Here is a 26,355-nt window from a genome sequence, read left to right on the forward strand (position 1 = left end):
GAATCCGTTTACGGCGAGTGCGCGTCTTGCTGATGTCATCGGCACATCGACCAAACGCCGCGCATGCGATGCCAATCGCCGGTGATTTGATTCAATTGGTGCGGCCCTTACGTATCCGCCGGCATTGGCGGAATTTTTTCGCGCCCGTCGTGACGCTGTTATCCTCGCATTTACCTATCGCGTTTCGGGCCGAAGCTCCGTGCCGGACTTGCCGAAAGCCGCAGTCGCGCGTCCGTCGAATCGAAGACTTCTCTTCAATATCCGTATTAGCACGGAGGATGAAATTAACGGGACCGTGAAATGGGTTGTCTAACGATCTCGGAGCGGATTTCCGCCAATTGCTGGCGGCGCGGACGTCGGGGTCCAGCTCAGTAAGGCGTAGCTCATGGATGATCTGTTGCGGGAGTTTCTGACGGAGACCAGCGAGAGCCTGGACACCGTCGACAATCAGCTGGTGAAGTTCGAGCAGGAGCCGAACAACGCCAAGATCCTGGATAACATCTTCCGCCTGGTCCACACCATCAAGGGCACGTGCGGCTTCCTCGGGTTGCCGCGGCTCGAAGCGCTGGCGCATGCCGGCGAGACCTTGATGGGCAAATTCCGCGACGGCATGCCGGTGACCGGCCAGGCCGTGACGGTGATCCTGTCCTCGATCGACCGCATCAAGGAGATCCTGGCCGGCTTGGAGGCGACCGAAGCCGAGCCTGAAGGCAACGACCGCGATCTCATCGACAAGCTGGAAGCGATGGTCGAGCAGGGCATGGCCGCGATGTCAGGCTCGGCGCAGCCGATGCCGGCTGGCGGCTCCGCTCCCGTTGCTGACGCCCCGCCGCTGGTGCCGGAAGCGCCGCCTGCTGCTGCGCCCGCACCCGCCAAGGAGATGACCACGGGCTCGCTGGTCGACCAGACGCTGGAGCGTCCGCTCCGTCCGGGCGAGGTCTCGCTCGACGAGCTCGAGCGCGCCTTCCGCGAGACCGCGATCGAAGCGCCGGTGCCCGCGCCCGTTGCCAAGGCCGAAGTGAAGGCCGAAGCGAAGGCCGAGCCGGCTCCTGCCGCCGAAGCGCCGAAGGACACCAAGGCGCCCAAGGAGAAGGCCGCGCCGAAGAAGTCGATGGCCGACGAGAGTGCGAGCGAGGGCGAGCGCATCGCCAACCAGTCGATCCGCGTCAACGTGGATACGCTGGAGCATCTGATGACCATGGTCTCCGAGCTGGTGCTGACCCGCAACCAGCTGCTGGAGATCTCCCGCCGCAACGAGGACACCGAGTTCAAGGTGCCGTTGCAGCGCCTCTCCAACGTCACCGCCGAGCTGCAGGAAGGCGTCATGAAGACGCGCATGCAGCCGATCGGCAATGCCTGGCAGAAGCTGCCCCGCATCGTCCGCGACCTCTCGAGCGAACTCGGCAAGCAGATCGAGCTGGAGATGCACGGCGCCGACACCGAGCTCGACCGCCAGGTGCTCGATCTGATCAAGGACCCGCTCACCCACATGGTGCGCAACTCCGCCGATCACGGCCTGGAAACCCCCGCCGAGCGGCTCGCTGCCGGCAAGGGCGAGCAGGGCACCATCCGCCTGTCCGCCTATCACGAGGGCGGCCACATCATCATCTGCATCGCCGACAACGGCCGTGGCCTCAACACCGAGAAGATCAAGGCCAAGGCGCTCTCTTCAGGTCTCGTCACCGAGGCCGAGCTGGAGAAGATGAGCGAAGCCCAGATCCACAAGTTCATCTTCGCGCCGGGCTTCTCGACCGCAGCCGCCATCACCTCGGTCTCGGGCCGCGGCGTCGGCATGGACGTGGTCCGCACCAATATCGACCAGATCGGCGGCACCATCGACATCAAGTCGGTGGCCGGTGAAGGCTCCTCCGTCACCATCAAGATCCCGCTGACGCTGGCGATCGTCTCCGCCCTGATCGTGGAAGCCGCCGGCGACCGCTTTGCCATTCCCCAGCTCTCGGTGGTCGAGCTGGTCCGGGCCCGCGCCAACTCGGAGCACCGCATCGAGCGCATCAAGGACACCGCGGTGCTGCGCCTGCGCAACAAGCTGTTGCCGCTGATCCACCTGAAGAAGCTCTTGAAGATCGACGACGGCGCGGCCAGCGATCCCGAGAACGGCTTCATCGTGGTGACGCAAGTCGGCAGCCAGACCTTCGGCATCGTCGTCGACGGCGTGTTCCACACCGAAGAAATCGTGGTCAAGCCGATGTCGACCAAGCTGCGTCACATCGACATGTTCTCCGGCAACACCATTTTGGGCGATGGCGCTGTCATCATGATCATCGACCCCAACGGCATTGCCAAGGCGCTCGGCGCCGCCGGCTCCTCGGCCCATGACATGGCCGACGACAACAGCGCCCATCACATCGGCTCGGGCGAGCAGACCACCTCGCTGCTGGTGTTCCGCGCCGGCTCGTCGCAGCCCAAGGCGGTCCCGCTCGGTCTCGTCACCCGCCTGGAAGAGCTCCCGGCCGACAAGATCGAGTTCAGTAACGGCCGCTACATGGTGCAGTACCGCGAGCAGCTGATGCCGCTCGTCTCCATGGACGGCGTCACCATCGCCTCCCAGGGCGCCCAGCCGATCCTGGTGTTCGCCGATGACGGCCGCTCCATGGGCCTCGTCGTCGACGAGATCATCGACATCGTCGAGGAGCGCCTCAACATCGAGGTCGGCGGCTCGGCTTCCGGCATCCTCGGCTCGGCCGTGATCAAGGGCCAGGCCACCGAGGTGATCGACGTCGGCCACTTCCTGCCCATGGCGTTCGCCGACTGGTTCACCCGCAAGGAGATGAAGCCGTCGATGCATTCGCAGTCGGTGCTGCTGGTCGACGACAGTGCCTTCTTCCGCAACATGCTGGCCCCGGTGCTGAAGGCCGCCGGCTACCGCGTCCGCACCGCGCCGACCGCGCAGGAGGGCCTGGCTGCCCTGCGTGCGCAGAGCTTCGACGTGGTCCTGACCGACATCGAGATGCCCGACATGAACGGGTTCGAGTTCGCCGAAGTGATCCGCTCCGACAGCAATCTGGGCTCGATGCCGATCATCGGCCTGTCCGCCCTGGTGTCGCCGGCCGCGATCGAGCGCGGCCGTCAGGCCGGCTTCCACGACTATGTCGCCAAGTTCGACCGTCCCGGCCTGATCGCGGCGCTGAAGGAGCAGACCGCGGGCGCCGCCGGCGCCTCCGAGCTGAGCCGGGCCGCGGCATAAGGGCAGGGACCAGGAGACACTGAAATGAGCAAGAAGACGCAAATTGGCGAAGGCGCCATGGTCGAATACGTCACCGCGATGATCGGCGGCCAGCTGTTCGGCCTGCCGATCTCCCGCGTCCAGGACGTGTTCATGCCCGAGCGCGTCACCCGCGTTCCCTTGTCCTCGCGCGAGATCTCGGGCGTGCTGAACCTGCGCGGCCGCATCGTCACCGTGGTCGACATGCGCGCCCGTCTCGGCCTGCCGAGGGACGAGGACGGCAAGACGGCGATGGCGGTCGGCGTCGATCTGCGCGGCGAATCCTATGGCCTCTTGATCGACCAGATCGGCGAGGTGCTGCGCCTGCCCGAGGACGGCAAGGAAGAGAACCCCGTCAACCTCGACCCCCGCATGGCGAAGCTCGCCGGCGGCGTCCACCGTCTCGACGGCCAGCTCATGGTCGTCCTCGACGTCGATCGCGTCCTCGAGCTCGCGCCCGAGATGATGGCGGCCTGAACATTCACGAAAAAGATGTGAGCCGGAGATCCAAGATGAAGACCTGTTTGGTGGTTGACGATTCCAGCATCGTACGCAAGGTCGCGCGCCGCATCGTCGAAGCGCTGGGCTTCCAAGTCATTGAGGCGGAAGACGGCGTCGAGGCGCTGGTCCATTGCAAGAAGGCCATGCCGGAAGCCGTCCTGCTGGACTGGAATATGCCCGTCATGGACGGCTTCCAGTTCCTGGGCACGCTACGCCGCATGCCCGGCGGCGACGAGCCCAAGGTCGTGTTCTGCACCACCGAGAACGGCATCGACCACATCACCAAGGCGATGGGCGGCGGCGCCAACGAATACATCATGAAGCCGTTCGACAAGGAAATCGTGTTGGCGAAGTTCCAGGAGGTCGGACTGGTCGCGCGCGAAGAAGAAACGGCAGCCTGAAAATCCACTGGTTAGTAGCGTCAAGAGGTATCCTGTGAACTCGCCCGACTACGAGTATCTGCGTAAGCTGCTGAAAGAGCGCTCCGGCCTCGACCTGTCCGCGGACAAGCAATATCTGCTCGAAAGCCGCCTGTTGCCGCTGGCGCGCAAGGCGGGCCTGTCCGGTATCCCCGAGCTCGTGCAGAAGCTGCAAGGCGGCTCGAGCGCGCTGATCACAAGCGTGGTCGAAGCCATGACCACGAACGAGACCTTCTTCTTTCGCGACAAGGTTCCGTTCGACCATTTCCGCGACACCATCATGCCCGAGGTCCTCAAAGCCCGCGCGGCTCGCCGCAGCGTGCGGATCTGGTGCGCCGCAGGCTCGACCGGGCAGGAGCCCTATTCGCTCGCCATGACCCTGAAGGAAATGGGCGCGGCACTGACCGGCTGGCGCGTCGAGATCATCGCGACCGACCTCTCGCAGGAGGTGCTGGAGAAGGCCAAAGCAGGCGTCTACAGCCAGTTCGAGGTGCAGCGCGGCCTGCCGATCCAGATGCTGATGAAACATTTCAAGCAGACCGGCGAGACCTGGCAGATCAATCCCGAGCTGCGGGCGATGATCCAGCACCGCCAGCTCAATCTGCTGCAGGATTTCTCTCACCTCGGCACGTTCGACGTCATCTTCTGCCGCAACGTCCTGATCTATTTCGATCAGGAAACCAAGATCAACATCTTCAACCGCCTTGCCCGACAGATCGAGCCCGACGGCTTCCTGGTGCTCGGCGCGGCGGAGACCGTGGTCGGGTTGACTGATACGTTCAGGCCGCTCGCCGATCGCCGCGGCCTCTACCGACCGAACGATCCGCGCACTGCTGCGGCAAAGCCGGCGGTCGACGGTGTCGCAGCGCCGCGCGTGGCGGCAATGGCAGGACGATAGGCATGGCCGAGGATGGCAAGGGCGTAGAGCGGGTCACATTCAGTCGTGGTTATGATGTCTGCATCATGGCCATCGACGGCACGTGGCGGCGCGACTGTACGCTCAATGCAATTTCCGACACCGATGCCATCCTCACGGTTGAAGGCTCGATCCAGGGATTGAATCTGAAGGAGTTCTTCCTGCTGCTGTCGTCGACCGGCCTTGCCTACCGTCGCTGCGAGCTGGTGCGCGTCAACGGCGCCGAGATGGACATCCAGTTTCTGCGCGGCAAGAACCGCAAGAAGCGCGGCGCGGCCAACGGCCATGACGCAGTGGCGTGATCGCCACGCGCTCTTTGCGGCCCTTTCCTGACGTGTTGCCTCACATTTTCTGAAAACATCCGACCGAATTCGCCGTCCCGGCTTTACGTCGCTTAAGCGCGGACCCTGTATCCACGACAGGTCGCAATTTCAGGGTCCGGACATGCCAAGAAGCTCCCTCTCTCCCATCCCGTCAAACCTGCCCGACGTCGCCGAGCGGCGCGCGCTTCAGCTCCTGGTGGTCGATGACGACGCCACGCAGCGCAGTCTGATCACGGTCGCCGCCAAGCAGGCTGGCCATGAAGTGGCCGTTGCGCCGTCGGTTGCGGAAGCCATCGAAAAGCTGCGTACCGCGCGCTTCGACTGCGTGACGCTCGACCTCGTGCTGGAGGATGGTGACGGCGTCGACGTGCTGCGCGAGATGGCGGCGGCCAAATTCACCGGCTCGGTGATCATGATCAGCGGCATGGACGGCAAGCGCCGCAGCGCCGCTCGCAGCCTCGCCCGTTCCGTCGGGATCGAGCTTCAGAGCCTGCCGAAGCCGCTGGATCTTGCCGCATTACGCATCAGCCTCGCCAATCTCGGCAAGACCGCGATGGGGCTGCCGACGATCCATACCTGGGGCGGCGTTGCGAGCGACGCAATCGTGGAACGGCACCGCGCCCAAAGGCGCGGAGCCGCCATGCAGTCGGCTGCGGCAAATCGGCCGCTCTGACTGCCATCTAGGCAGGATTGCCGGATTCCGACAGCAATTCCAAGGCGTGACCGAGCTCCGCCCGGCACGCATTGAGGGCGGCGCTCGCCGTGGCAAAACGGGGCGTCACATCGTCGAGCACGACGATCTCGCTGGAACCCAAATCGGCGCTATCGTCCTCCGGCTCCATATCTTCCGAGGACATGGCGGCGTCGATCAGGCGCATGCCGATCTCGATGCGCGCGATCAGGGAGCGAATTTCCGCCGCGATCAACTGACGGCTGTCCGTTTCAGCCATTGCGGCGAGCGGGGGTGTGCCGGCGTATTTTAGCATGGATATTCTCCGTCACCCGCAATAAGGCACCTCGGCGCTACTTGTGCGTTAAGTTCATGTCCCGTACAAATGCGGGTGGGCTGAATCTGCGCCCAAAGCCGTAAACATCAGGCGCGGACGCGGGTCCTTGAATGCCGGCGTGGCTTGGCGAATGGACATGGCACATGGTCGAACAAACCTCCCGTGGTGAGATCTTCGTGGTCGATGACGACCCTGCTGTTCGCGACACCCTGTCGATGGTGTTGAAGGCGGCGGGCTATGAGGTGATCTGTTTTGCGGACGGTGCGGCCCTGCTGTCCGTCGCGCGAAACCGAACACCGGCTGCGATCCTGCTCGACGTGCACATTCCCGGAAAGTCGGGCCTCGATATTCTGAAGGAGCTGCACGGCGAGGACTATCCGGCGCCGATCTTCATGATCTCCGGGCAGGGCGACATCGCGATGGCGGTGGGCGCGATCAAGAGCGGCGCGCTGGACTTCATCGAGAAGCCGTTCCGAGGCAGCGAGATCGTCGGCCGGCTGGATGAGGCGATCGGCGCTTATGCACGCAGGCAGGCAGAGAACGCCTCGCCGAAATTCGGCTCACTGCATTTCCCCGGCCGCGAGCCGCTGACCCGCAGGGAGCGCGAGGTGCTCGAGCAATTCGCCGCCGGTGCGTCCAACAAGGAAGCCGGCCGCACGCTCGGCATCAGCCCGCGCACCATCGAGGATCACCGCGCCAACATCATGAAGAAGCTCGGCGCCCGCAATGCCGCCGACCTGATCCGCATCGTGATGACCGCAGCCCAGCGCGCGTCGTAGCGTTATATGTGAGATGCCGTAGGGCGGGCAAAGCGACTTGTCCGCCATAGCTCGAAGTGCGACGGCGGAAGCGTGCCCACGATTTTTACGTGATGTAGCAAGAGATCGTGGGCACGGCGCAAGTGCGCCTTTGCCCACCTACGAGAGCTCGCGACCCCGCTAAGTTCAGGCTCGTGCAAGCCGCAACACTGTCCCGGATTTCGCTGCGCTTCATCCCGCCTACGGACAGTCGCCTCAGCCGCTCAGCGCCCTGCGGATGATCCGCGCCAGGTCGGATTTGCGATAGGGTTTGGCTAGCAGCAGCACCCCCGAATCCAGCCGGCCGTGATGGATGATCGCGTTCTCGGTATAGCCTGACGTGTAAACCACCTTGAGATCGGGCCGCGTCTTCAGCACCTCGTCGGCAAGCTGCCGTCCGTTCATGTTGCCGGGCATGATCACGTCGGTGAACAGCAGATCGAACGGCGTGTCGCTGGCAACGATCGCGAGTGCCTCGGCGGCATTGGCGGCCTGCAGGGTGACGTAGCCCAGCGAATGCAATTGGGCCAGCACATAGTCGCGCACCAGCCGGTCGTCCTCGACCACCAGGATGGTCTCGTGCCCGCCCTCGATCGTAACCGGAGTCACGCCTTCGGCAACCACCGCAGGTGTCTTGCCCGGCGGCAGGTACATCTTGATCGTCGTGCCGTGGCCTTCCTCGCTGTAGATCTTGATGTGGCCCGCGGACTGCTTGATGAAGCCGTAGACCATGGAGAGGCCGAGGCCGGTGCCCCTGCCCGGCCCCTTCGAGGTGAAGAAGGGGTCAAATACGCGCGCCAGCATGTGGGACGGAATGCCGGTCCCGGTATCGCTCACCGCGATCAGCACGTAGTGACCGGGCGAGGCATCATTGGCGCTGGCATAGGCCTCGTCGAGATAGGCGGCGCCCGTTTCCACGATCAGCTTGCCGCCACCGGGCATCGCGTCACGCGCGTTGAGCGCGAGATTGAGGATGGCCGTGGTGAGCTGGTTCGGATCGACGATTGCGACGCAGCTCTCGTCCTCGAACACGGATTCGATCTGGATCTGCTCGCCCAGCGTCGGCCGCAGCAGCTTTGCGGTGTCGATGATCAGCGAATTGATGTCGATCTCGCGCGGCTGCAACGGCTGCTTGCGGGCAAAGGCGAGCAGGTGCTGGGTCAGCTCGGCGCCGCGTCCGGCAGCCTCGTCGATCATCTTCGTGATCGCGGCAAGCCTGGGATCCTTGGCCACCGCGTCGGCCAGGATTTCGATGGTGCCGGTGACGACGGTGAGGATGTTGTTGAAATCGTGCGCCACGCCGCCGGTGAGCTGGCCGACCGCCTCCATCTTCTCGGCATGACGGATCCGCTCCTCGGAGGCGATCTTGTCGGTGAGGTCGCGGTAGAACCCGTTGAACAGCATGCCCTCGCGGCGCCTGAGCGCCGTGACGCTGAGCTCGGCCGTGAACTCCTTGCCATCGCGGCGTCGGACCATCAGTTCGCGGCGGCGGTTGATCGTCTGTCCGTCGGCGGGTTGCAGGAAGCTTGCAATGCCGGCCCTTACCCTCTCGCGCTCGCTCTCGGCGATGATCAGGTCGAGCGCGTTCTTGCCGAGCGCCTCGTCCCGCCGCCAACCGAACAGCTCCTCGGCCCGCGAGCTCCAGTTCAGGATGGTGCCGTGTTCGTCGTTCTGGACGAAGGCGTCGAGCGCGGTCTCCACGATGTTGCGCGCAAGCTGCTCGCTGTCACGCAGGGATTCCGCGGCCAGCCTTGCCTCGGACATGTCGCGTCCGACAAAGAAGAAGCGCTTGGCCGGATCCGACCAGTTGCCGAGCCAGGACAGCCAGACCTCGCGGCCGTCCTTGTGGAAGCAGCGCGTGTCGGCGATCTTCGGATGCCCGCCGCGCCGAAGCTCGCGCATCTCCTCTCGGGATCGCTCGAGATGGGCGGGATGGATGAAATCCTCACCGCTGCGTCCGATCATCTCCTCGGGGCGATAGCCGAGGATGGTCTCGCTGCTCGGGCTGATCTGCGCGATATGGCCGCGCGAGTTTATGATCATGATCAGATCCTGCGAGGTGTCGAACAGCTGCCGCCGCTCCTCCAGCTGCTGCTGCAGTGCCCGCTCCGCCCGCCGCGCGTCGGTCAGACTGCGCGCGGATCCGGAGGCGCCGATGATCTCGCCCGACGGCCCCCTGATCGGCGACAGGCCGAGCGATATCTCGACCGGGGTGCCGTCCTTGCGCAGCCGGACCGTCTCGAAGCGTTCGACAGTCTCGCCCCTCGAGATCCGCGCCAGATAGTCCTTGCCCTGCTCGCGGCGGTCGGGCGGGACAATGATCGAGGTGGACTTCCCGATCGCTTCACTGGCGGAATATCCATAGAGCCGTTCGGCGGCGGGATTCCAGCCGGTGATGATGGCATCGAGCGATTGCATCACGATCGCATCGTCGGACGATTCCACGGCGGCGCTGAACAAGAGCTCGCGCGTCGCATGATGGCTTCGTGCGGCCTCGGTGCGGCGATGCTCCTGGACCTCGCGTTCGAGAGCGGCTGCTTTCGCGCGCGTTTCCTCGACCATCCGGGCAAAAGCCCGCGCCAGCGCGCCGGTCTCGCCGCTCGCGTCGACCGGAATGTCCGCTGGCTGTCCGTTGCCGATAGCCTCCACGGCCCTGGTCAGGCGGGTGATCGGGCGCGTCAATGAGCGTGCGAGCAGCACTGCGAGCAAAGCTGCGGCGAAGACCGCAAGCATGCCGACCAGCAAGGACGTCTTTTGAATCGCGGCCGGCACGCGGCCGAAGACGGCCGGAGGAATCGTCTCGATGATCCCAACCCAATCCGCATTCGCGAGCAGCGCCGGCGCCATTGCCGCGCCACTCGGCCGGCCGGCCGCATCGGTGCTGAGCTGCGTGGACACATCCCGCGTGCCGACCAAGGCCGCAAAATAGGGAAAGTCATCGCGCCAGTTGGTAGAGTGGCCACGCAATGAACCGAATTCTCGTGCGCGAGCGGGATGAACGAGATAGTCGCCGCGCGCGTCCACGACGTAAATCTCCCCGCCTGAGCTCGTTGTCGAGCGGATGCGGTCGAGCGGCGGACGCATGTCGATATTGGCGATGATGATGCCGAACGGCTTGCCGTCGGGTGTGAACAGCGGCGTCCCGACCCGGAGAGTTGGCGTGTGCAAGTCTGTGGTGCCGCCGCGGTGGGTCGCCAGCTCGATTGGAGAAACATAAATCTCGCCCGGCGCGAGCCGGATCGTTTCCTGAAAGTAGGCTCGCTCGCTCTTGCGCTCCAACTCGCTGTTGGGGGTGATCCGCGCCGTTCCGTTCGGGCCGGAGCGATCGACGCGAACCAGCTCACGCTGATCGCCGTCAAGACCGATGATTCGAAACTGCGCGTAGCTGGGTTTGGCCTCGATTTCGGCTGCGAGCCGTGTCGCGATCCGATCGCGCCAGGTTTGCTCGGACACGCCGTCATCAGGGTCAATTCCCCCACCGGCGTGAGCACGGATCAGACCGTTGATAGCCGCGGCGGAGCGGTAGCCGACCAAATCGCCGCGGGCTCCGGCAACATAGGATTCAAGATTATTGGCGAGCAGGCGCGACTGCGCTTCGACCCGCTCCAGGACGCGGGGAATGACGGCCTGGGTGATGTTGCGGTAGCCCAGCCAACCGACCGCCGCCACCGTAACCGCCACCAGCAGAATCATCGCCACGGCCAGTCGTGTTGCGAGCGTCATGGGAATTCCTACGGGACTCCCTGGACGATCGCGCCTGCTCTGGCTTTTAGCGGCGGAGATGCTCCTATCACCGGCGGCTGGCATTGACATCGGGCCCCTCCGACTCGCCCGCCTTCAGGCAATTGTCGACCGCTGCCAGCAGCGCGTCGGCCCGGAACGGCTTCTGCAGACTCGCGACGGCGCCAAGCTTGGTCGCCATCTTCAGGAAATCCGGCTCGGCATAGGAGTCAGGCGTGATCGAGCGGCCGGAAATGACGATGATCGGAATGGCAGGTCTCAGGGCCCGGACGTGGCGCATCGTCTCCAGCCCGTCCATGCCCGGCATGTAGATGTCGAGGAACAACAGGTCGAACGCGTTGATCGCGAACAAAGCGAGCCCTTTGCGGCCGTCGCCGGCGACGGTCACATGGTGGCCGGCCCGCTCCAACAGCAGCCGGATTGTCAGCTGAGCCGCCGGATCGTCATCCACGATCAGGATGTTGGCCACTCTGAAACCCTCCGGGGGGTCGGATCGGATGCTCCCTACGACCCAGACCAAAGCTCCAAATGCGAAATTGTTGCGCGGATTCCCATCTGCCTGCAAGCACTTCGGGGCCTCGTTGAGATCAGCCGCCCAATATTGCGGCGCACCTTGGATCTAAGCACGTTTGCGTGCATATCAGGTAAAAACCGGTTGTCCCGTGCCTTGCGGGTCGTGAACATCCCATGATCGTGAACATCCCATGAGAAGAGCGGGGCGGATTCCCTGACGGAGAAGGCAAGTGAGTAACAAGAAGAAAACACCCGACCAGCTCCGCAGCGCGCGCTGGTTTGCACCTGACGACCTTCGCTCGTTCGGTCACCGTTCCCGCGCCATGCAGATGGGCTACGCCCCGGAGGAGTGGAAGGATCGGCCGTGCATCGCGATCATCAACACCTGGTCGGAGGCGCAGCCCTGCCACATGCACTTCAAGTCGCGCGTCGACGACGTCAAGCGCGGCATCCTGATGGCCGGCGGCCTGCCGGTGGAATTGCCGGCGCTGTCGCTGTCGGAATCGCTGCTGAAGCCGACCACCATGCTCTATCGCAATCTGCTGGCGATGGAAGCGGAGGAGCTGCTGCGCAGCCATCCGGTTGATGGCGTGGTGTTGATGGGCGGCTGTGACAAGACCACGCCGGCACTGCTGCTGGGCGCGACCTCGATGAACATCCCGGCGATCTACTTGCCGGCCGGCCCGATGCTGCGCGGCAACTGGAAGGGCAAGACGCTGGGCTCCGGCTCCGACGGCTGGAAATATTGGGACGAACGGCGTGCCGGAAAGATCTCCGACAAGGACTGGCTCGACATCGAAGCCGGCATCGCCCGCAGCTACGGCACCTGCATGACAATGGGCACAGCCTCGACCATGACGGCGATCGCCGAAGCGATCGGCATGACGCTGCCGGGCGCCTCCTCGATTCCGGCGGCCGATGCCAACCATATCCGGATGGCCTCTGAGTGCGGCCGCCGCATCGTCGAGATGGTGTGGGAGGACCTGACGCCGAAGGCGATCCAGACCCGCAAGGCGTTCGAGAACGCCATTGCGGTGGCGATGGCGATGGGCTGCTCGACCAACGCGATCATCCATATGATCGCCCAGGCCCGCCGCGCCGGCCAGGATATCGGCCTCGACGATTTCGAGATCGCGAGCCGCAAGGTGCCAGTCATCGCCAACGTCCGCCCGAGCGGCGATACCTATCTGATGGAAGACTTCTTCTATGCCGGCGGCCTGCCGGCGTTGATGGGCCAGATCAAGCAGCATCTGCATCTCGATTGCATCACCGTCACCGGCAAGACCCTGGGCGAGAACATCGACGGTGCCGAGGTGCACAATGCCGACGTGATCCGCTCGGTCGCCAATCCCATCTACCAGGAGGGCGCGCTTGCGGTGCTCAAGGGCAATCTCGCGCCCGACGGCTGCGTCATCAAGCCGAGCGCCTGCGCGCCGCGCTTCCTCAAGCATACGGGCCCGGCGCTGGTGTTCGACGATTATCCGGCGATGAAGAAGGCGGTCGACGATCCCAATCTCGACGTGACCGAAGATCACATCCTGATCCTGCGCAATGCGGGGCCGCAAGGCGGGCCGGGCATGCCGGAATGGGGCATGCTGCCGATCCCGACCAAGCTGGTGAAGCAGGGCGTGCGCGACATGGTGCGCATCTCGGATGCGCGCATGAGCGGCACCAGCTACGGCGCCTGCATCCTGCACGTCTCGCCGGAATCCTATATCGGCGGCCCGCTGGCGCTGGTGCAGAACGGCGACCGCATCACGCTTGACGTCGCCGCGCGCACCATCAATCTCGATGTATCAGAAGCCGAGCTGGCAAAACGCCGCGCTGCCTGGAAGCAGCCGGAGCGCCGCTTCGAGCGCGGCTATGGCTGGATGTTCACCAAGCACATCAAGCAGGCCAATGAGGGCTGCGACTTCGACTTCCTCGAGACCGATTTCGGCGCGCCGGTCGGCGAGCCGTCGATTTATTAGGTTCACCCTCGTTCCGGGGCGCGAAGCGAACCCGGAACCTCGAGATTCCGGGTTCGGCTTCGCCGCCCCGGAATGACGATCAGAGAGAGCACACCCATGTCCAAACTGTCCGAAGCCACCCGCAGCAAGCTCAAATCCGTCTCCACTGCCACCGTCGCCACCGCGCTGTTCAAGCGCGGCCTGCGCATCCAGATGATCCAGGACGTGCATCCCGTCGGCCCTGACAAGCCGACCATGGTCGGTGAGGCCTTCACGCTGCGCTACATGCCGGCGCGCGAGGACCTCAATACCATCGAGGTGTTCAAGGATCGCTCCCATCCGCAGCGCAAGGCGGTCGAGGATTGCCCGCCGGGCGCCGTGCTGGTGATGGACAGCCGCAAGGATGCGCGGGCGGCGTCGGCCGGCGCGATCCTGGTGACGCGTTTGATGAAGCGCGGCGTCGCTGGCGTCGTCACTGATGGCGGTTTTCGCGATTCCGCCGAAATTGCAAAACTCGGCATCCCCGCCTATCACCATCGCCCCTCGGCGCCGACCAATCTGACGCTGCACCAGGCGATCGAGATCAACGTTCCCATCGGCTGCGGCGATGCGCCGGTGTTTCCCGGCGACGTCATCCTCGGCGATGCCGACGGCGTCATCGTGATCCCCGCGCATCTCGCCGACGAGATCGCCAACGAAACCTTCGAGATGACCGCGTTCGAGGATTTCGTCACCGAGGAAGTCGGCAAGGGCCGCGGCATTTTCGGCCTCTATCCCGCGACCGATCCGCAGACGCTGACCGACTTCGCGGCATGGCGGAAGAAGAACGGACGCTGATTTCTTCGCCTCTCCCGCGTGCGGGGGGAGGGGAAGCCCCTCAATCCGAGCTGCCGTAGGGTGGGCAAAGCGAAGCGTGCCCACCTCGTCTCAATTATTTAGAGATGGTGGGCACGGCGCTACGCGCCTTTGCCCACCCTGTACCTCTTCTGACGTTCATGGCCGGCCTAGAGGTGTAGACTGGCCATTCGGGCCGATCCGTCGGGAGCAGCCTTGTCCACCCGTGCCCTTGAGCACCCACGTAGGAACCGCGCCCCAGCGGAACGTCCGCGATCGAGATCCAGTAGGAGGTCATTGCGCCGAGAGCGCCAGTACAGGGATCGATCAGGATCGCGGTTGGCCCGCTTTGAGAGCGAGGAGATCCAACGATGGTCAAGGACGTGCAATGGTTCGTCGGGATCGATTGGGCAACGCGGAGTCATTGCGTTTGCCTGCTGGATGCGGAAGGACGGCCGGCCGGCCAGCGCGACTTTGCGCATGGCGGAGCCGGACTGACGGAGCTGTGTGATTGGCTGGTCGAAAAGACCAAGGCCGCACCGGGACAGATCGCGGTGGCAATCGAGACGCCGCATGGCCCAGTGGTGGAGATGCTGCTCGAGCATGGTTTTATGGTCTTTGCCATCAATCCCAAGCAACTCGACCGCTTCCGGGATCGCTTCACGGTGGCCGGTGCCAAGGATGATCGCCGCGACGCTCATGTGCTCGGAAGCTCATTGCGTACGGACTGTGCGGCCTTCCGCCAGCTTGCGGCCGACAATCCGGTGGTGATCGAGCTGCGCGAGTGGTCGCGCATGGCGGAGGAGCTGCAGCAGGAGCGCACGCGGCTTGCCAATCGCCTGCGTCAGCAGTTGTGGCGGTACTATCCCCAAGCGGCCAAGCTGACCGACGATGTCGCCGACGACTGGTTCCTGGCACTTTGGCAAAAGGTGCCGACGCCGGACAGCGCGGCCAAGGCCAGCGACAAGGCGATCGCGCGCATCCTCAGCGCCTATCGTATCCGCCGCCTCGATGCGGCGACGGTGCTCAAGACTTTGCGCGAGACACCCCTGCTCGTGGCACCGGGCACGACGGAGGCTGCGTGCGTGCATATCCGCAGCCTCGCGGCCCGTCTGCGCCTGGTCAATCAGCAAATCAAGGAAGCGCAGCACAGCCTGGACCGCCTGTGCGCCAAGCTCGAAGAACAGGAGAGCCCCGCGGGGCAGAATCCCGAGCAGTGTGACGTGGCGATCCTTCGCTCCTGGCCGGGAATCGGCAGGATCGTTCTCGCCACACTGCTCGTCGAGGCCACCGAGCCTCTGCGCAGACGAGACTACCACGCCTTGCGCGCCTTGGCAGGGGTCGCACCGGTGACGCGGCAAAGCGGCAAGCAACGCTTCGTGATCCGCCGCCTGGCCTGCAACAGGCGGCTGCAAAGCGCCGTTCATCACTGGTCGCGCGGCGCGCTTCAATACGACGCCGCAGCCCGGCGACGCTATGATGCTTTGCGGCAGCGCGGACACGGCCATGCGCGTGCGCTGCGTGGTGTGGGAGATCGCCTGCTCTTTGCCTTGTGCGCGACGCTCAAGCACCAGACGCCCTACGACGCAGACCACAACAGCGCGAAGATCTCGGCAGCAGGCTGAGCCGTTCCTTTGTTCGGCCGCATGCGACCGTTCCTTCGTCCCGACCTGCCGAACGCAAGAGCGCCGCGCGCAGACGCTGTCCAGGATGCCATAGGCACCGGCAAAGCCGGCGCGAAGCGTCCTGGATAGCGTCGAGCACGGTGCTATGGTTATCTGTCAGGGACTCCCACCCTTGACGAAGGGTAGGAGGTCCTACGAGGCTGCTGCCATTGCTCCACCTCACGCCTCCGCCATTCCCGTCGCCCACAGCGCGAACGCATAGACGATCGCGACTTCATCGAGCCGGTCAAACCGGCCTGATGCGCCGCCATGGCCGGCGCCCATGTTGGTGCGCAGGAGCACCGGGCCGCCGCCTGTCATGGTCGCGCGCAGCCGAGCGATCCATTTGGCGGGCTCCCAATAGGTGACGCGCGGATCGGTCAATCCGCCCATCGCCAACACCGCCGGATACTCCCTCGCCGCGACGTTGTCGTAAGGCGAATAGGACAGGATGGTGCGGAAATCCTTTTCGCTCTCGATCGGGTTGCCCCATTCGGGCCATTCGGGGGGCGTCAGCGGCAGCGTGTCGTCGAGCATGGTGTTGAGCACGTCGACGAACGGCACTTCCGCGACGATGCCCGCGAACAATTCGCCGGCGCGGTTGGCGACCGCGCCCATCAGCATGCCGCCCGCCGAACCGCCATGGCCGACAATGCGCTTGGCGCTGGTGTATTTCGCATCGATCAGCGCGCGGGCGCTGGCGGCGAAGTCGTCGAACGAATTGGTTTTCTTCTCGCGCTTGCCGTCGAGATACCAGCCCCAGCCCTTGTCGGCGCCGCCGCGGATATGCGCGATGGCATAGACAAAGCCGCGATCGACCAGCGACAGGCGGTTGGCGTTGAACGAGGCCGGCATCGCCATGCCGTAGGAGCCGTAGCCGTAAAGCAGCAGCGGCGCCGTACCGTCGAGCTTGAGGCCGCGGCGATGGAGGATCGAGACCGGTACTTCGGCGCCGTCATGCGCCTTCGCCATGATGCGGGTGGTGACGTAATCGGCCGCGTTATGGCCTGACGGGATTTCCTGACGCTTGCGAAGCACGCGCGTCCGCCTGGCCATGTCGTAATCGTAGACCTCCGACGGGGTCGTCATCGACGAATAGGCAAAGCGCAAATTCGTGGTGTCGAATTCGTAGGAGCCCATCGTGTCGAGCGAATAGGCCGCCTCGTCGAAGGCGATCGCGTGCTCTTGCCCGGTGGCGAGATCGCGGATCACGATCGACGGCAGTGCGTTGGCGCGCTCCAGCCGCACCAGATGACCGGCATAGAGATCGAGGTCGATGATGTAGATGCCGGGGCGATAGGGGATCAGGTCGCGCCAGTTCTTGCGATCGGGCGAGCCAAGCGGCGCCGTCACGATCTTGAAATCGATGGCATCATCCGCATTGGTCAGGATGAAGAGTTCGTCGCCGCGGTCGGCGAGCGAATATTGCACGCCCTCTTCGCGCGCCGCGACCAGGCGTGGCGGCGCCTCGGGGTTGGCGAGATCGATCAGCCGCTGCTCCGACGTCTCGTGATCGCCGCCGGCGATCACGCAGAAGCGGCCGCTGGTGCTCTCGTGCAGATGGGTGAACCAGCCGGCATCCTGCTCCTCATAGACCAGCGTGTCGTCGGCCTGTTTGGTGCCGAGCTTGTGGCGCCACACCTGCATCGGCCGGTGATTGTCGTCGAGCTTCACATAGAAGAAGCTTTTGGCGTCCTTGCTCCAGACTACGCCGCCGTCGGTCTCCTCGACGATGTCGTCGAGATCTTCGCCGCTCGCCCAGTCGCGGACGCGGATCGTGAAATATTCCGAGCCCTTGGTATCCGCGCTCCAGGCCTGCAGCTTGTGGTCGTTGGAGTGGCGGCTGCCGCCGAACTTGAAATATTTGTGGCCTTTTGCCAGTTCGTCGCCGTCGAGCACGATGTGCTCAACGCCGCCATCGCGCGGCATGCGGCCGAACAGCTCGTGCTGCCCGCCTTCGCGAAACCTGCGGAAATAGGCGAACGGCCCGTCCGGCGACGGCACGCTGGAATCGTCCTCCTTGATCCGCCCGCGCATCTCGCGCACCAGCGTCTTTTGCAATGGTGCGGTATGGCCGAGCAGGCTCTCGGTGTAGCTGTTCTCCTCATCGAGATATTTGCGGATGTCAGGATCGAGCACTTTGGGGTCGCGCAGCACCTCCTGCCATTTCGCGTCCTTCAGCCAGGCATAGTCGTCGCTCACGGTGATGCCGTGCCGGGTGAAGGAATGCGGCCGGCGCGGGGCGACGGGGGGCTGGGAAGCTGTCTTGGCCTGGGTCACTCGATCCTCATTGAGAAGTGTGTTCCACCTTATATCGTCCTGAATTCACCAATTGCCAGCGCCGCTGCTTCACCTCGCCGGGTTGTTGATCGGTCCCTTCTATGCTTTAGGGTCGATATCCCGCCCGGTTCAGCCTGATGCTCTTCAACTCCTATCCGTTCATCCTGCTGTTCCTGCCCGTCGCGCTGGCCGGTTATTTCCGGTTGGGGCGGCGCAGCAATCTTGCGCCGGTGATCTGGCTGGCGCTGGCCTCGCTCGCCTTCTATGCCATCGGCAACTGGCAGTTCGTGGCCCTGTTGCTGCTCTCGATCGCCTTCAACTACGGCATTGGCCATCTCCTCATCGTGGCGAAGCTCGGCCCCTCGCAACGAAAAGCCGCGGTCATTCTCGGCGTTGCCGGCGATCTCCTCGTGCTCGGCATCTTCAAATATGCCGGCTTCGCCACCGAGAACATCAACGCACTGCTCGGCACGCATTTGGCGGTCCACATCCTGCTGCCCGTCGGCATCTCCTTCTACACGTTCACGCAGATTGCGTTCCTCGTGGACGCCTATCGCAGGCACGTCGCGGCCTGCGCGCTGCCGCATTACGCGTTGTTCGTGACCTACTTTCCGCATCTGATCGCGGGGCCGATCCTCCACCACAAGGACATGATCCCGCAATTCGAGCGGAAGCAGACCAAGCATCCCGACGCGCATCTGATCCTGTGCGGCATCATCGTCTTCGCGATCGGCCTGTTCAAGAAGACCTGCCTTGCCGACGGCATCCAGCCGCTGGTCGCACTCGCCTTCGAGGCGCGCTCGCCGAGCTTTGACCAGGCCTGGCTTGGCGCGCTCGCTTACACCTTCCAGCTCTATTTCGACTTCTCCGGCTATTCCGACATGGCGATCGGCATCTCGCTGATGTTCGGCATCTTCTTACCCGTGAATTTCAACTCGCCTTACAAGGCTACCAGCATCGTCGAGTTCTGGCGTCGCTGGCACATGACGCTGTCGCAATTCCTGCGCGACTACCTCTACATCCCGCTCGGGGGCAACAGGCGCGGCCCTCTGCTGCGCTACGTCAACCTGATGATCACGATGTTGCTCGGCGGCCTCTGGCACGGTGCGGCCTGGACCTTTGTGGCGTGGGGTGCGCTGCACGGCGCTTATCTCTGCGTCAATCACGCCTTCAATGCGCTGGTGCCAGGCATCCCATCGGCCCTCGCGCGCCCGGCCCGCATGGCCGGCGCCGTGCTGACGTTCCTGGCCGTCGTCATCGCCTGGGTGTTCTTCCGCGCCGTGAGCATCGACTGGGCGCTGCGCGTGCTCCGCGCCATGGTCGATCCTTCGAATATCGTCTTCGGCCGCGAAGAGGTCGCCGCAATGGTGCTGATTGCCATCTATGCCGCTCTGGTCTGGCTGGCGCCGAACACGCAAACCATCATGGGCTATGATCACGGCAATCGTGGGGTGGGCGAGGCGTTGCGGGCAGGGCGCGTGCGGCCGCTGCTGCTCTACGGTGCATCGCTGGTGCTCGCCTTCGGCATTCTGGGCATCCAGAGCCACAGCGAATTCATCTATTTCCGGTTCTGATGCGCATGCCGCTCACACATTTACGGCGTCTTCTGCTCGCGAGCATCGCCTGCGTGCTGGGCGCAGCATTGCTCACCTATCTCGTCGATCCCCTGCAGCTGTTCCGCCCCTCGCGGCTGGCCTTCTACTCCGACGACACGCGCGTGCAGAACGCCGGGCTGATCCGCAGCCAGGCGTTCGACACCGCCTTCATCGGCACCTCGCTCGCCATCCATTTCCGCCAGAGCGACATCGATCGCGCGCTCGGCGTGCATTCGCTCAAGTTGGCGATGACCGGATCCAATTCGCGCCAGCAAAGCCTCGTGCTGGACCAGGCGATCGCCCGCGGTGCCAAGCGCGTGATCTGGGAGATGGATGATTTCATCTTCGTCGATGCCGCCGACATCGAGGCCGATCCTTATCTCCCCGTCGATCTCTACCGCAGCACGACGAAAGGCATCGCGTCCTATCTGTTCAGCGCGGCGATGGCGAAGGAATCCCTGTTCATGCTGTTGCGATCGATCCCGCCGTTGAAGCAGCCGCTGACGCAGGCGGCGCCTTATCTGCCGGTCAAGTTCGCGCTGGCTGATGTCGACGACATCTATGCGCTGCCGCGGGACTTGGACATTGCGCGAGACTACAATGCGAAGAAGACGCTTGCCGCCTTCGCTTACATCACGAGTCCCGTGCGCAGCCGTTTCCTCGGCGAGGGCTATGGCTATGAGGCCATGATCAGGCATTTCGAGCAGGACGCCGTGGGCCTGATCACGCGTCATCCCGACGTGACGTTTGACGTCTATTTCCCGCCATACTCCATCCTGCAATTCGTCGCGATGCGCGACGCCTCGCCCGGGACGTTGAAGATCGTCATGGATCTCACCGCTGTCATCGCGCAGCGCCTGACGCAGCTGCCCAATGCGCGCCTGCACGATTTCCGCGCGATCAAGGCGGTGACGCACGATTTGAGCAATTACGGCGACGTCATCCACCATTCGCCTGACGTGGATGCGAAGGTGTTGCAGTGGCTGGCGAGCGGGGAATACAGGATCGACCCGAACAAGCCGCTGATGTCGCTGGATGAGCTGAAGGCGCAGATCGAAGCCTATCGTGTGCCAAGGCCGTAGCCAGACATTCCGCCGTCGTCCCGACGAAGGCGGGACCCATAACCCCAGGGAGAAGTTCGGCGAAGACTTGGAGTGAAAAGGGCTTTGGTACTGCGACCTCCCTTTGTCGATGGATCACGCGGTATGGGTCCCGGCCTTCGCCGGGACGACACCGAACATGGGGCTGCGCATAGCCCTACGCCCCCACCTGCTCGCCAAGATAAGACACCGCGGCCTCGAGCCCGCCCTTGCCATGCGGGATCTTCAGCGCATTCAACCCGACCTCGATGACCCCGAGCGTGCCGAGCAGCATCGGCGCGTTGACATGGCCCATATGGGCGATGCGGAAGGCCTGGCCGGAGAGGTCACCGATGCCGGTGCCGAGCACGACGCCGCACTTCTCCTTGCAATAGCGTTGCAGCACCGCGGGGTCGTGGCCGGTGGTCATGGTCACCGTCGTCACGGTGTTGGAGCGCTCATGCGGTTCGGCAACATTGAAACCGAGCACCTGGCCTTCCGTCCATGCGCCGACCGCGCGGCGCGCGGCTTCGCCGAGCAGGGCGTGGCGACGGTAGGCGTTCTCCAGCCCTTCCTCGTGCAGCATGTCGATCGCCTTGCGCAGCGCGAACAGCAAATGCACCGGAGCGGTGCCGGCATATTTGCGGTAGTTCTCGGTGCCCTCGCGTTCGCTCCAGCTCCAATAGGGCGTGGACATGTTGGCCTTCTTGTGGACCTCCTGGGCGCGGGCGCTGGCAGCGACGAAGCCGAGGCCGGGCGGCGTCATCAGGCCCTTCTGCGAGCCGGACATCGCGACGTCGACGCCCCATTTATCCATCTCGAACGGCATGCAGCCGAGCGAGGCCACGGTGTCGACCATGTACAGCGCCGGATGACCGGCCGCCTTGATCGCCTTGCCGATCGCCTCGATGTCGTTCTGCACGCCGGAGGCGGTGTCGATCTGGACGACGACGACAGCCTTGATCTTGTGCTCGGTGTCGCGGCGCAGCCGCTCCTCGACCTCGTGCGGGCGCACCGCGCGGCGCCAGTCGCCCTTGAGCACCTCGACCTCGGCGCCCATCAGCGCTGCCGCATTGCCCCAGCCGATGGCAAAGCGTCCGCTCTCCAGCACCAGCACCTTGTCGCCGCGCGACAGCACGTTGCTCAGTGCGGCTTCCCAGGCGCCGTGACCGTTGGCGATGTAGATGTAGGACTTGCCCTTGGTTGCGAACAGACCAGAGATGTCGCGGAGCAGGCTTTCGGTCAGCTCGAGCATCTCCCTGGAGTAGATGTCGATTGCAGGACGATGCATCGCCTGCAGCACCGCGTCGGGCATCGTGGTGGGTCCGGGGATGGCCAGAAATTCCCGGCCCGCGCGAACGGTCATTGCTATCTTCCTTGTGTCGTGAAGACTGTCTGGTGGGTCGCTGATTTGTTCTTCTACGCGGCTGGGAGCCTTGAGAAAAGTCCGCAAAACGCAGGTCTGGGGCGGCTTTTTGTTGTGAGCATGGTCTTGCCGGAAAACCGCATCACACTTTGCGCTAACGCGGCCCTTCGGGTCCGGACCATGCTCTATCGTTTGGTCTCCCGGCAGCCGGCGGCCTCCGCCTCCTCGACCGAGCAGAACCAGCGGGTGCCCTTGCTGATCTTCATCTTGATCTGGGCGTACCAGCGGCTGGTGGGCTGATGGTAAATGCACTCGCCCGACGAATTGACGTTGCCCTTGATGGTGCAGTCAGGCGAGGGCGCCACCGGCCCGGAGGCCGAGGCGAGCAGCACCGCATGGGCGCCCTCGGGCGGCTTGGTGGCGCCCAGGATTGCAGTCTTCTTGTTGCGCACGCGCCAGTCCCAGGGCGCGATGAAGGCGCCCTGCCACATCCCGGCCTTGGCTTCACGCGCGGCCGCTTCGTCCGCCTCGTAGTCCTTGGAGAGGCGGACATAGGCCAGCGCCCAGCCGTTGCGCACCAGCCATTTCTGGATGTCCTCGCCGCCGACCTCGCAGCGCGCCACGGTGCGGCCGCGCCGGTCGATCGAGCGGGCATGGCAGACCCAATTCTTGCCCTCGGTGTATTTGGCGAGCTCGTCGCGCGCGGCGACGCCGCAGGTCCAGCGCTCGCTCTTGGTGTTGAGGCAGAGCTGGTCCGCCGAGGGCGCGTCGATGCCGCCGAGCCGGATCCGCGTGGTGCCGATCACGACGGAATCGCCATCGCGAACCTTCGCGGTGCCGGTGATGTCGGCGGCCAGCGCCAGCGAAGGCAAGCCGAGCAAGGACAGCGCAATCAGGAATTTTCGCAACGTGCCGGTCCGCATTGTCTCAAGAACACCTTGATAAGCCGCGCAATTGTGGTCGGCTTTGGGCCACACAGCCAGCCTATGCCGAACAGCGAGGCTTTCAATTTCCCGTCATCGCGGCCGATCTCGTAGGGTGGGTTAGGCGAAGCCGTAACCCACCTCTTTCGTTTCCACGGCAGACAGAAGTGGTGGGTTACGCCCAACGAACTGCGCTTCGCGCAGTCCGCAGGGCTGACCCACCCTACGACACCTACCCCCGCGCCATCGCCCGCTTCGCCACGGCCAGCGCCATCAGCACGAAGGCCGACGTCACTTCCGGCCCCCCGACCAGAATCCGCGTCGGGGTCTTCATCTTGTTCCATTCATAGGCGCGGAACGGGCCGCGGCGGCCGCCCTCGCCTGTCGCGTTGACGATCACATTCAGCGCCGGCGCGAAGGCGCGCGGATCGGCACCGAGATGGCCGAGCGCGATCAGCGCCAGCGCGGCGTCGAACACGTTCATCTCCGCGGCCATCAGCTCGCCCTTGACGTAGGAGAGCACGCGATGGCGGATGAAGTCGAAATCGCCGGCGGGATCGATTGCGGCCTGCGCTGCCAGCGGCAACGCCAGGAAGGCCGCATAGCAGCGGCCGAAATAGGCGCTGTAGAGCTCCGGCAGATAATAGATGTGCGAGCGCGGATTGGAAAAGGCGCCGCTCGCAGCCAGGCGCTTCTGGAAACCGATGATGCGATGCACGGTCGCGAGCCGCGCCGGCGTCTCCAGAATCTTCCAGCGTTTGAGGTTGCGGAAGCTCACCTCGAGAATGTCGAGATTGAGCGTCGGATCGAGATCGTTGCCGTAGGGACGCTCGCCTTTGAGATTGTCGATCCAGGTGGCAACGCCGCCTTCGTAGTCGATGTTATCGTTGAGCGGCACCGTCACGCGCGGCTCGTTGACGCCCGTATGCACCTGGTAGGTGGCGTAAAAATCCAGGAGCGGCTGGTCGATGATCGCATCGAGGCAGCCGGCCTGCGTCGCCGCCGAGATCGAGCACGCCGTGGTGTCGCAGTCGGGCACATAGACGCCGAAGCCGAGGTCCTGCTTGATCTGGGCGAAATAGCGCGAAAAGCGCGGATGCGGCGCCGGTGCCAGCGCGGTGATGACGTTGAAGCGCGCGCCGCCTGCCCCCTCGACTTCCTCGCGGCTGATATTGACGCAAAAATCGACCATGTCAGCGATGGCGCGCTCAGCCGCGATCTTGTCCGCCGGTGCGGCGAGCCCGCTCTCGACATAGCTGAGCAGCGCCTCGATGAAGAACGCATCGTAATAGGCCGAGCGGTGGCGGATCTGCACCGGCTCCCACATCGGCTCGGCGACCCCTCGCCAGGGTGGATTGACCACGGCGCGGGCCGGCGAGCGCGCGATGAAGACGCGGGCGAGGTTGAACAGCAGCGAGGAGTTCTTGTAGCCGCGCGCATTCAATCCTGACAGCGCCATGATCAGCTCGCGCCCGCGAAAGTCGGGATCGCCGATCAGGTTGAAGGCGGCATAGGTCGGCAGGAAACCGTTCTTGCGGTAAGAGCCGAGCAGATGCTGGGCGCAATCGCGGATGATGCCGTCGATCTGGGCCGGGGCAGGCATCGCGCCGACGAAGGCGGCCGGCGGCGGTTTGGGATGGTCGAGCGCGATGGTGTCGACCAGCTCGGCGATGGGCGCGCCGACCGCCGTCCAGTCGGGCTCGGCATCGTCGCGGGCGCGTGCCAGAGCCTCGCGCAACCGGGCGAGCTTCGCCTCGCCGCGCAGCTCGGGGAGGCCGGCACGGCGCAGCAGCAGGCGCAGCGCGGGATTGCCGAGCGCAGTCTTGTAGAATTTTGCCAGATGCGGATCGCCCCTGGCAGGACCCGACAATACGGGATCGCAGACGTCGTAAAGCGAGGGGCCGTCCTTGCGGGCTGTCAGCGCCCGGCACGCGGCACCTGCGAAATAATGAAAGCTCATGAAATACCTGGTCGCGGGGGACTTATCCGGAGGCAGGCCTGCGACCCGCCCCCGCAAGTCGTTGAAAAAGCTACCCGGATTCGTGGGAAATACAAATGTGATCAGCGTCACGAAAAAGGCGGCACAGGAGCTGCATGATCAGTCCCCGGAAGGCTACGGGGGAACCAAAAAGCGGGAATCTCGTTAGAGAAATCACCCAATATTTTCAGCGGCTTAGGTCAAATTTTGGATGATCTATTGCCGGGCTGGCGATCTCGGGTTAAGGGTTTGTTTGGTGCGGCGCCGCAAATTGCGCGCAATTCGGGGGCACTCCCCCGGCCGATCCCTCAAACCTAACGACGCCATCGCGCTACTCAAACAGTGTGCGCGCGCTTGGCAGGTCTTTGGCACTGACAGGAATGAAGCGAGATGAATTTTAGGCAGCTCGACATTTCCAGACGCTCGATTGCGTTCGCCGCGGCCCTCATCGGCACCGTGTCGCTGGCGATCGGCGCCCATGCTGCCCTCAACATGCGTGCGCTCGACGCCGCCAAGGCCGTTTCGACCGAGGTCACCGGCTCGGTCGGCCAGACCTCGCGTCTCGCGCTTGTCATCGGCAATGGTCATTACCCCGACGCCAGCGCGCCGCTGACGCAGTCGATCAACGACGCGCGCGCGCTCTCCTCCAGTCTGCGCAAGAACGGTTTCGACGTCGACATGGTGGAAGACGCCAGCAAGGACGACATGGTCCGCGCCGTCAATCGGCTGAAGTCCCGGATCAAGCGCGACACCACCGTCATGCTGTTCTTCGGCGGCTATGGCGTGCAGGCCGGCCGCGAAAGCTACATGCTGCCGGTCGATGCCGTGATCTGGAAGGAAAGCGACGTGCGCCGCCAGGGCGTCTCTATCGAGGGCGTGCTCGAGATGATGAAGGAGCAGGGTGCCAAGGCCAAGCTCGTCGTCGTCGATGCCTCGCGCCGTAACCCTTACGAGCGTCGCTTCCGGTCCTACTCGCACGGTCTCGCGCCGATCGGCACGCCCGACAATGCGCTGATCCTGACTTCGGCGTCGCCTGGCAAGGTCGCCGACGACGGCAAGGGCGAGCACTCGACGCTGGTCAGCGAGCTGCTCAACAACCTCAATGCGCAGGGCACCGCCGAAAGCGTCTTCAACAAGACCCGCGTCGCCATCTCCCGCGCTTCCGAAGGCGACCAGGTCCCGACCGTGTCATCCTCGCTGCTCGAGGACGTGCATTTCGACCAGGCCGGCGGTTAGTTTTTCTCCGC

At 64.3% G+C, this 26,355-nt stretch carries 20 protein-coding genes; 13 read left to right on the plus strand and 7 right to left on the minus strand.

Features of this window, described 5'->3' with window-relative positions:
* Positions 1–385 precede the first annotated feature (385 nt).
* The 6 genes from ACNJX9_RS02170 (at position 386) to ACNJX9_RS02195 (ending at position 6,055) form a co-directional block, all read left to right on the plus strand.
* Positions 386–3,205, plus strand: coding sequence for a hybrid sensor histidine kinase/response regulator (locus ACNJX9_RS02170; protein WP_439407666.1), 2,820 nt, complete (start codon positions 386–388; stop codon positions 3,203–3,205).
* A 24-nt stretch (positions 3,206–3,229) separates the two neighbouring features.
* The gene (locus ACNJX9_RS02175; RefSeq protein ID WP_057748011.1) at positions 3,230–3,700 is read left to right on the plus strand and encodes a chemotaxis protein CheW; all 471 of its coding nucleotides are present in this window, start codon (positions 3,230–3,232) and stop codon (positions 3,698–3,700) included.
* Between the two features lie 35 nt (positions 3,701–3,735).
* Positions 3,736–4,125, plus strand: a complete 390-nt coding sequence (locus tag ACNJX9_RS02180; protein WP_057748528.1) for a response regulator — start codon at positions 3,736–3,738, stop codon at positions 4,123–4,125.
* A gap of 34 nt (positions 4,126–4,159) precedes the next feature.
* Positions 4,160–5,041, plus strand: coding sequence for a CheR family methyltransferase (locus ACNJX9_RS02185; RefSeq protein WP_057748531.1), 882 nt, complete (start codon positions 4,160–4,162; stop codon positions 5,039–5,041).
* Between the two features lie 2 nt (positions 5,042–5,043).
* Positions 5,044–5,361 carry a hypothetical protein gene (locus ACNJX9_RS02190; protein ID WP_057748535.1) on the plus strand — a complete coding sequence of 106 codons (318 nt, stop codon included), beginning with the start codon at positions 5,044–5,046 and terminating at the stop codon, positions 5,359–5,361.
* A 142-nt stretch (positions 5,362–5,503) separates the two neighbouring features.
* A complete protein-coding gene (locus tag ACNJX9_RS02195) occupies positions 5,504–6,055 on the plus strand; it encodes a response regulator (RefSeq protein WP_439407667.1) in 552 nt (183 codons plus the stop codon).
* Between the two features lie 7 nt (positions 6,056–6,062).
* On the opposite strand, the gene ACNJX9_RS02200 is transcribed toward ACNJX9_RS02195, so the two are convergent.
* Positions 6,063–6,368 carry a hypothetical protein gene (locus ACNJX9_RS02200; RefSeq protein ID WP_271598212.1) on the minus strand — a complete coding sequence of 102 codons (306 nt, stop codon included), beginning with the start codon at positions 6,366–6,368 and terminating at the stop codon, positions 6,063–6,065.
* Between the two features lie 164 nt (positions 6,369–6,532).
* Between ACNJX9_RS02200 and ACNJX9_RS02205 the strand changes: the two genes are divergently transcribed.
* On the plus strand, positions 6,533–7,168 hold the full coding sequence (locus ACNJX9_RS02205) for a response regulator transcription factor (RefSeq protein WP_057748544.1): 636 nt from the start codon (positions 6,533–6,535) through the stop codon (positions 7,166–7,168).
* Between the two features lie 234 nt (positions 7,169–7,402).
* On the opposite strand, the gene ACNJX9_RS02210 is transcribed toward ACNJX9_RS02205, so the two are convergent.
* Positions 7,403–10,999 carry a PAS domain S-box protein gene (locus tag ACNJX9_RS02210; RefSeq protein ID WP_439407668.1) on the minus strand — a complete coding sequence of 1,199 codons (3,597 nt, stop codon included), beginning with the start codon at positions 10,997–10,999 and terminating at the stop codon, positions 7,403–7,405.
* Positions 10,977–11,396, minus strand: a complete 420-nt coding sequence (locus ACNJX9_RS02215; RefSeq protein WP_439407669.1) for a response regulator — start codon at positions 11,394–11,396, stop codon at positions 10,977–10,979. Before ACNJX9_RS02215 ends, ACNJX9_RS02210 begins: the two co-directional genes overlap by 23 nt.
* A gap of 274 nt (positions 11,397–11,670) precedes the next feature.
* Between ACNJX9_RS02215 and araD the strand changes: the two genes are divergently transcribed.
* The 3 genes from araD to ACNJX9_RS02230 all read left to right on the plus strand — a co-directional run bounded on the left by araD (position 11,671) and on the right by ACNJX9_RS02230 (position 15,848).
* Positions 11,671–13,410 (plus strand): L-arabinonate dehydratase, encoded by a 1,740-nt coding sequence (gene araD / locus ACNJX9_RS02220; RefSeq protein ID WP_439407670.1) that lies wholly within the window; start codon positions 11,671–11,673, stop codon positions 13,408–13,410.
* Positions 13,411–13,506: 96 nt separating this feature from the next.
* Positions 13,507–14,226, plus strand: a complete 720-nt coding sequence (locus ACNJX9_RS02225) for a ribonuclease activity regulator RraA (protein WP_057748556.1) — start codon at positions 13,507–13,509, stop codon at positions 14,224–14,226.
* Between the two features lie 368 nt (positions 14,227–14,594).
* The gene (locus ACNJX9_RS02230; RefSeq protein WP_057742012.1) at positions 14,595–15,848 is read left to right on the plus strand and encodes an IS110 family transposase; all 1,254 of its coding nucleotides are present in this window, start codon (positions 14,595–14,597) and stop codon (positions 15,846–15,848) included.
* A 219-nt stretch (positions 15,849–16,067) separates the two neighbouring features.
* On the opposite strand, the gene ACNJX9_RS02235 is transcribed toward ACNJX9_RS02230, so the two are convergent.
* Positions 16,068–18,167 carry a S9 family peptidase gene (locus ACNJX9_RS02235; protein WP_439407671.1) on the minus strand — a complete coding sequence of 700 codons (2,100 nt, stop codon included), beginning with the start codon at positions 18,165–18,167 and terminating at the stop codon, positions 16,068–16,070.
* A gap of 137 nt (positions 18,168–18,304) precedes the next feature.
* Between ACNJX9_RS02235 and ACNJX9_RS02240 the strand changes: the two genes are divergently transcribed.
* Both ACNJX9_RS02240 and ACNJX9_RS02245 read left to right on the plus strand, forming a co-directional pair.
* A complete protein-coding gene (locus tag ACNJX9_RS02240) occupies positions 18,305–19,741 on the plus strand; it encodes an MBOAT family O-acyltransferase (RefSeq protein ID WP_439407672.1) in 1,437 nt (478 codons plus the stop codon).
* Positions 19,741–20,844, plus strand: a complete 1,104-nt coding sequence (locus ACNJX9_RS02245; RefSeq protein WP_439407673.1) for a hypothetical protein — start codon at positions 19,741–19,743, stop codon at positions 20,842–20,844. Before ACNJX9_RS02240 ends, ACNJX9_RS02245 begins: the two co-directional genes overlap by 1 nt.
* Positions 20,845–21,019: 175 nt before the next feature.
* Here ACNJX9_RS02245 and ACNJX9_RS02250 read toward each other — a convergent pair whose 3' ends face one another.
* From ACNJX9_RS02250 to ACNJX9_RS02260, 3 genes are all read right to left on the minus strand, one after another.
* Positions 21,020–22,207: a pyridoxal-phosphate-dependent aminotransferase family protein gene (locus ACNJX9_RS02250; RefSeq protein ID WP_057743600.1), complete on the minus strand. Its 1,188-nt coding sequence runs from the start codon at positions 22,205–22,207 to the stop codon at positions 21,020–21,022.
* A gap of 185 nt (positions 22,208–22,392) precedes the next feature.
* Positions 22,393–23,130 (minus strand): thermonuclease family protein, encoded by a 738-nt coding sequence (locus tag ACNJX9_RS02255; protein WP_057743597.1) that lies wholly within the window; start codon positions 23,128–23,130, stop codon positions 22,393–22,395.
* A 232-nt stretch (positions 23,131–23,362) separates the two neighbouring features.
* Positions 23,363–25,090 carry a hypothetical protein gene (locus ACNJX9_RS02260; protein WP_439407674.1) on the minus strand — a complete coding sequence of 576 codons (1,728 nt, stop codon included), beginning with the start codon at positions 25,088–25,090 and terminating at the stop codon, positions 23,363–23,365.
* A gap of 408 nt (positions 25,091–25,498) precedes the next feature.
* On the opposite strand from ACNJX9_RS02260, the gene ACNJX9_RS02265 reads away from it, so the two are divergent.
* Positions 25,499–26,344, plus strand: coding sequence for a caspase family protein (locus ACNJX9_RS02265; protein ID WP_439407675.1), 846 nt, complete (start codon positions 25,499–25,501; stop codon positions 26,342–26,344).
* The last annotated feature ends 11 nt before the right edge of the window (positions 26,345–26,355 follow it).

The sequence above is a fragment of the Bradyrhizobium sp. BLXBL-03 genome, assembly GCF_051853015.1.
Lineage (GTDB): Bacteria > Pseudomonadota > Alphaproteobacteria > Rhizobiales > Xanthobacteraceae > Bradyrhizobium > Bradyrhizobium manausense.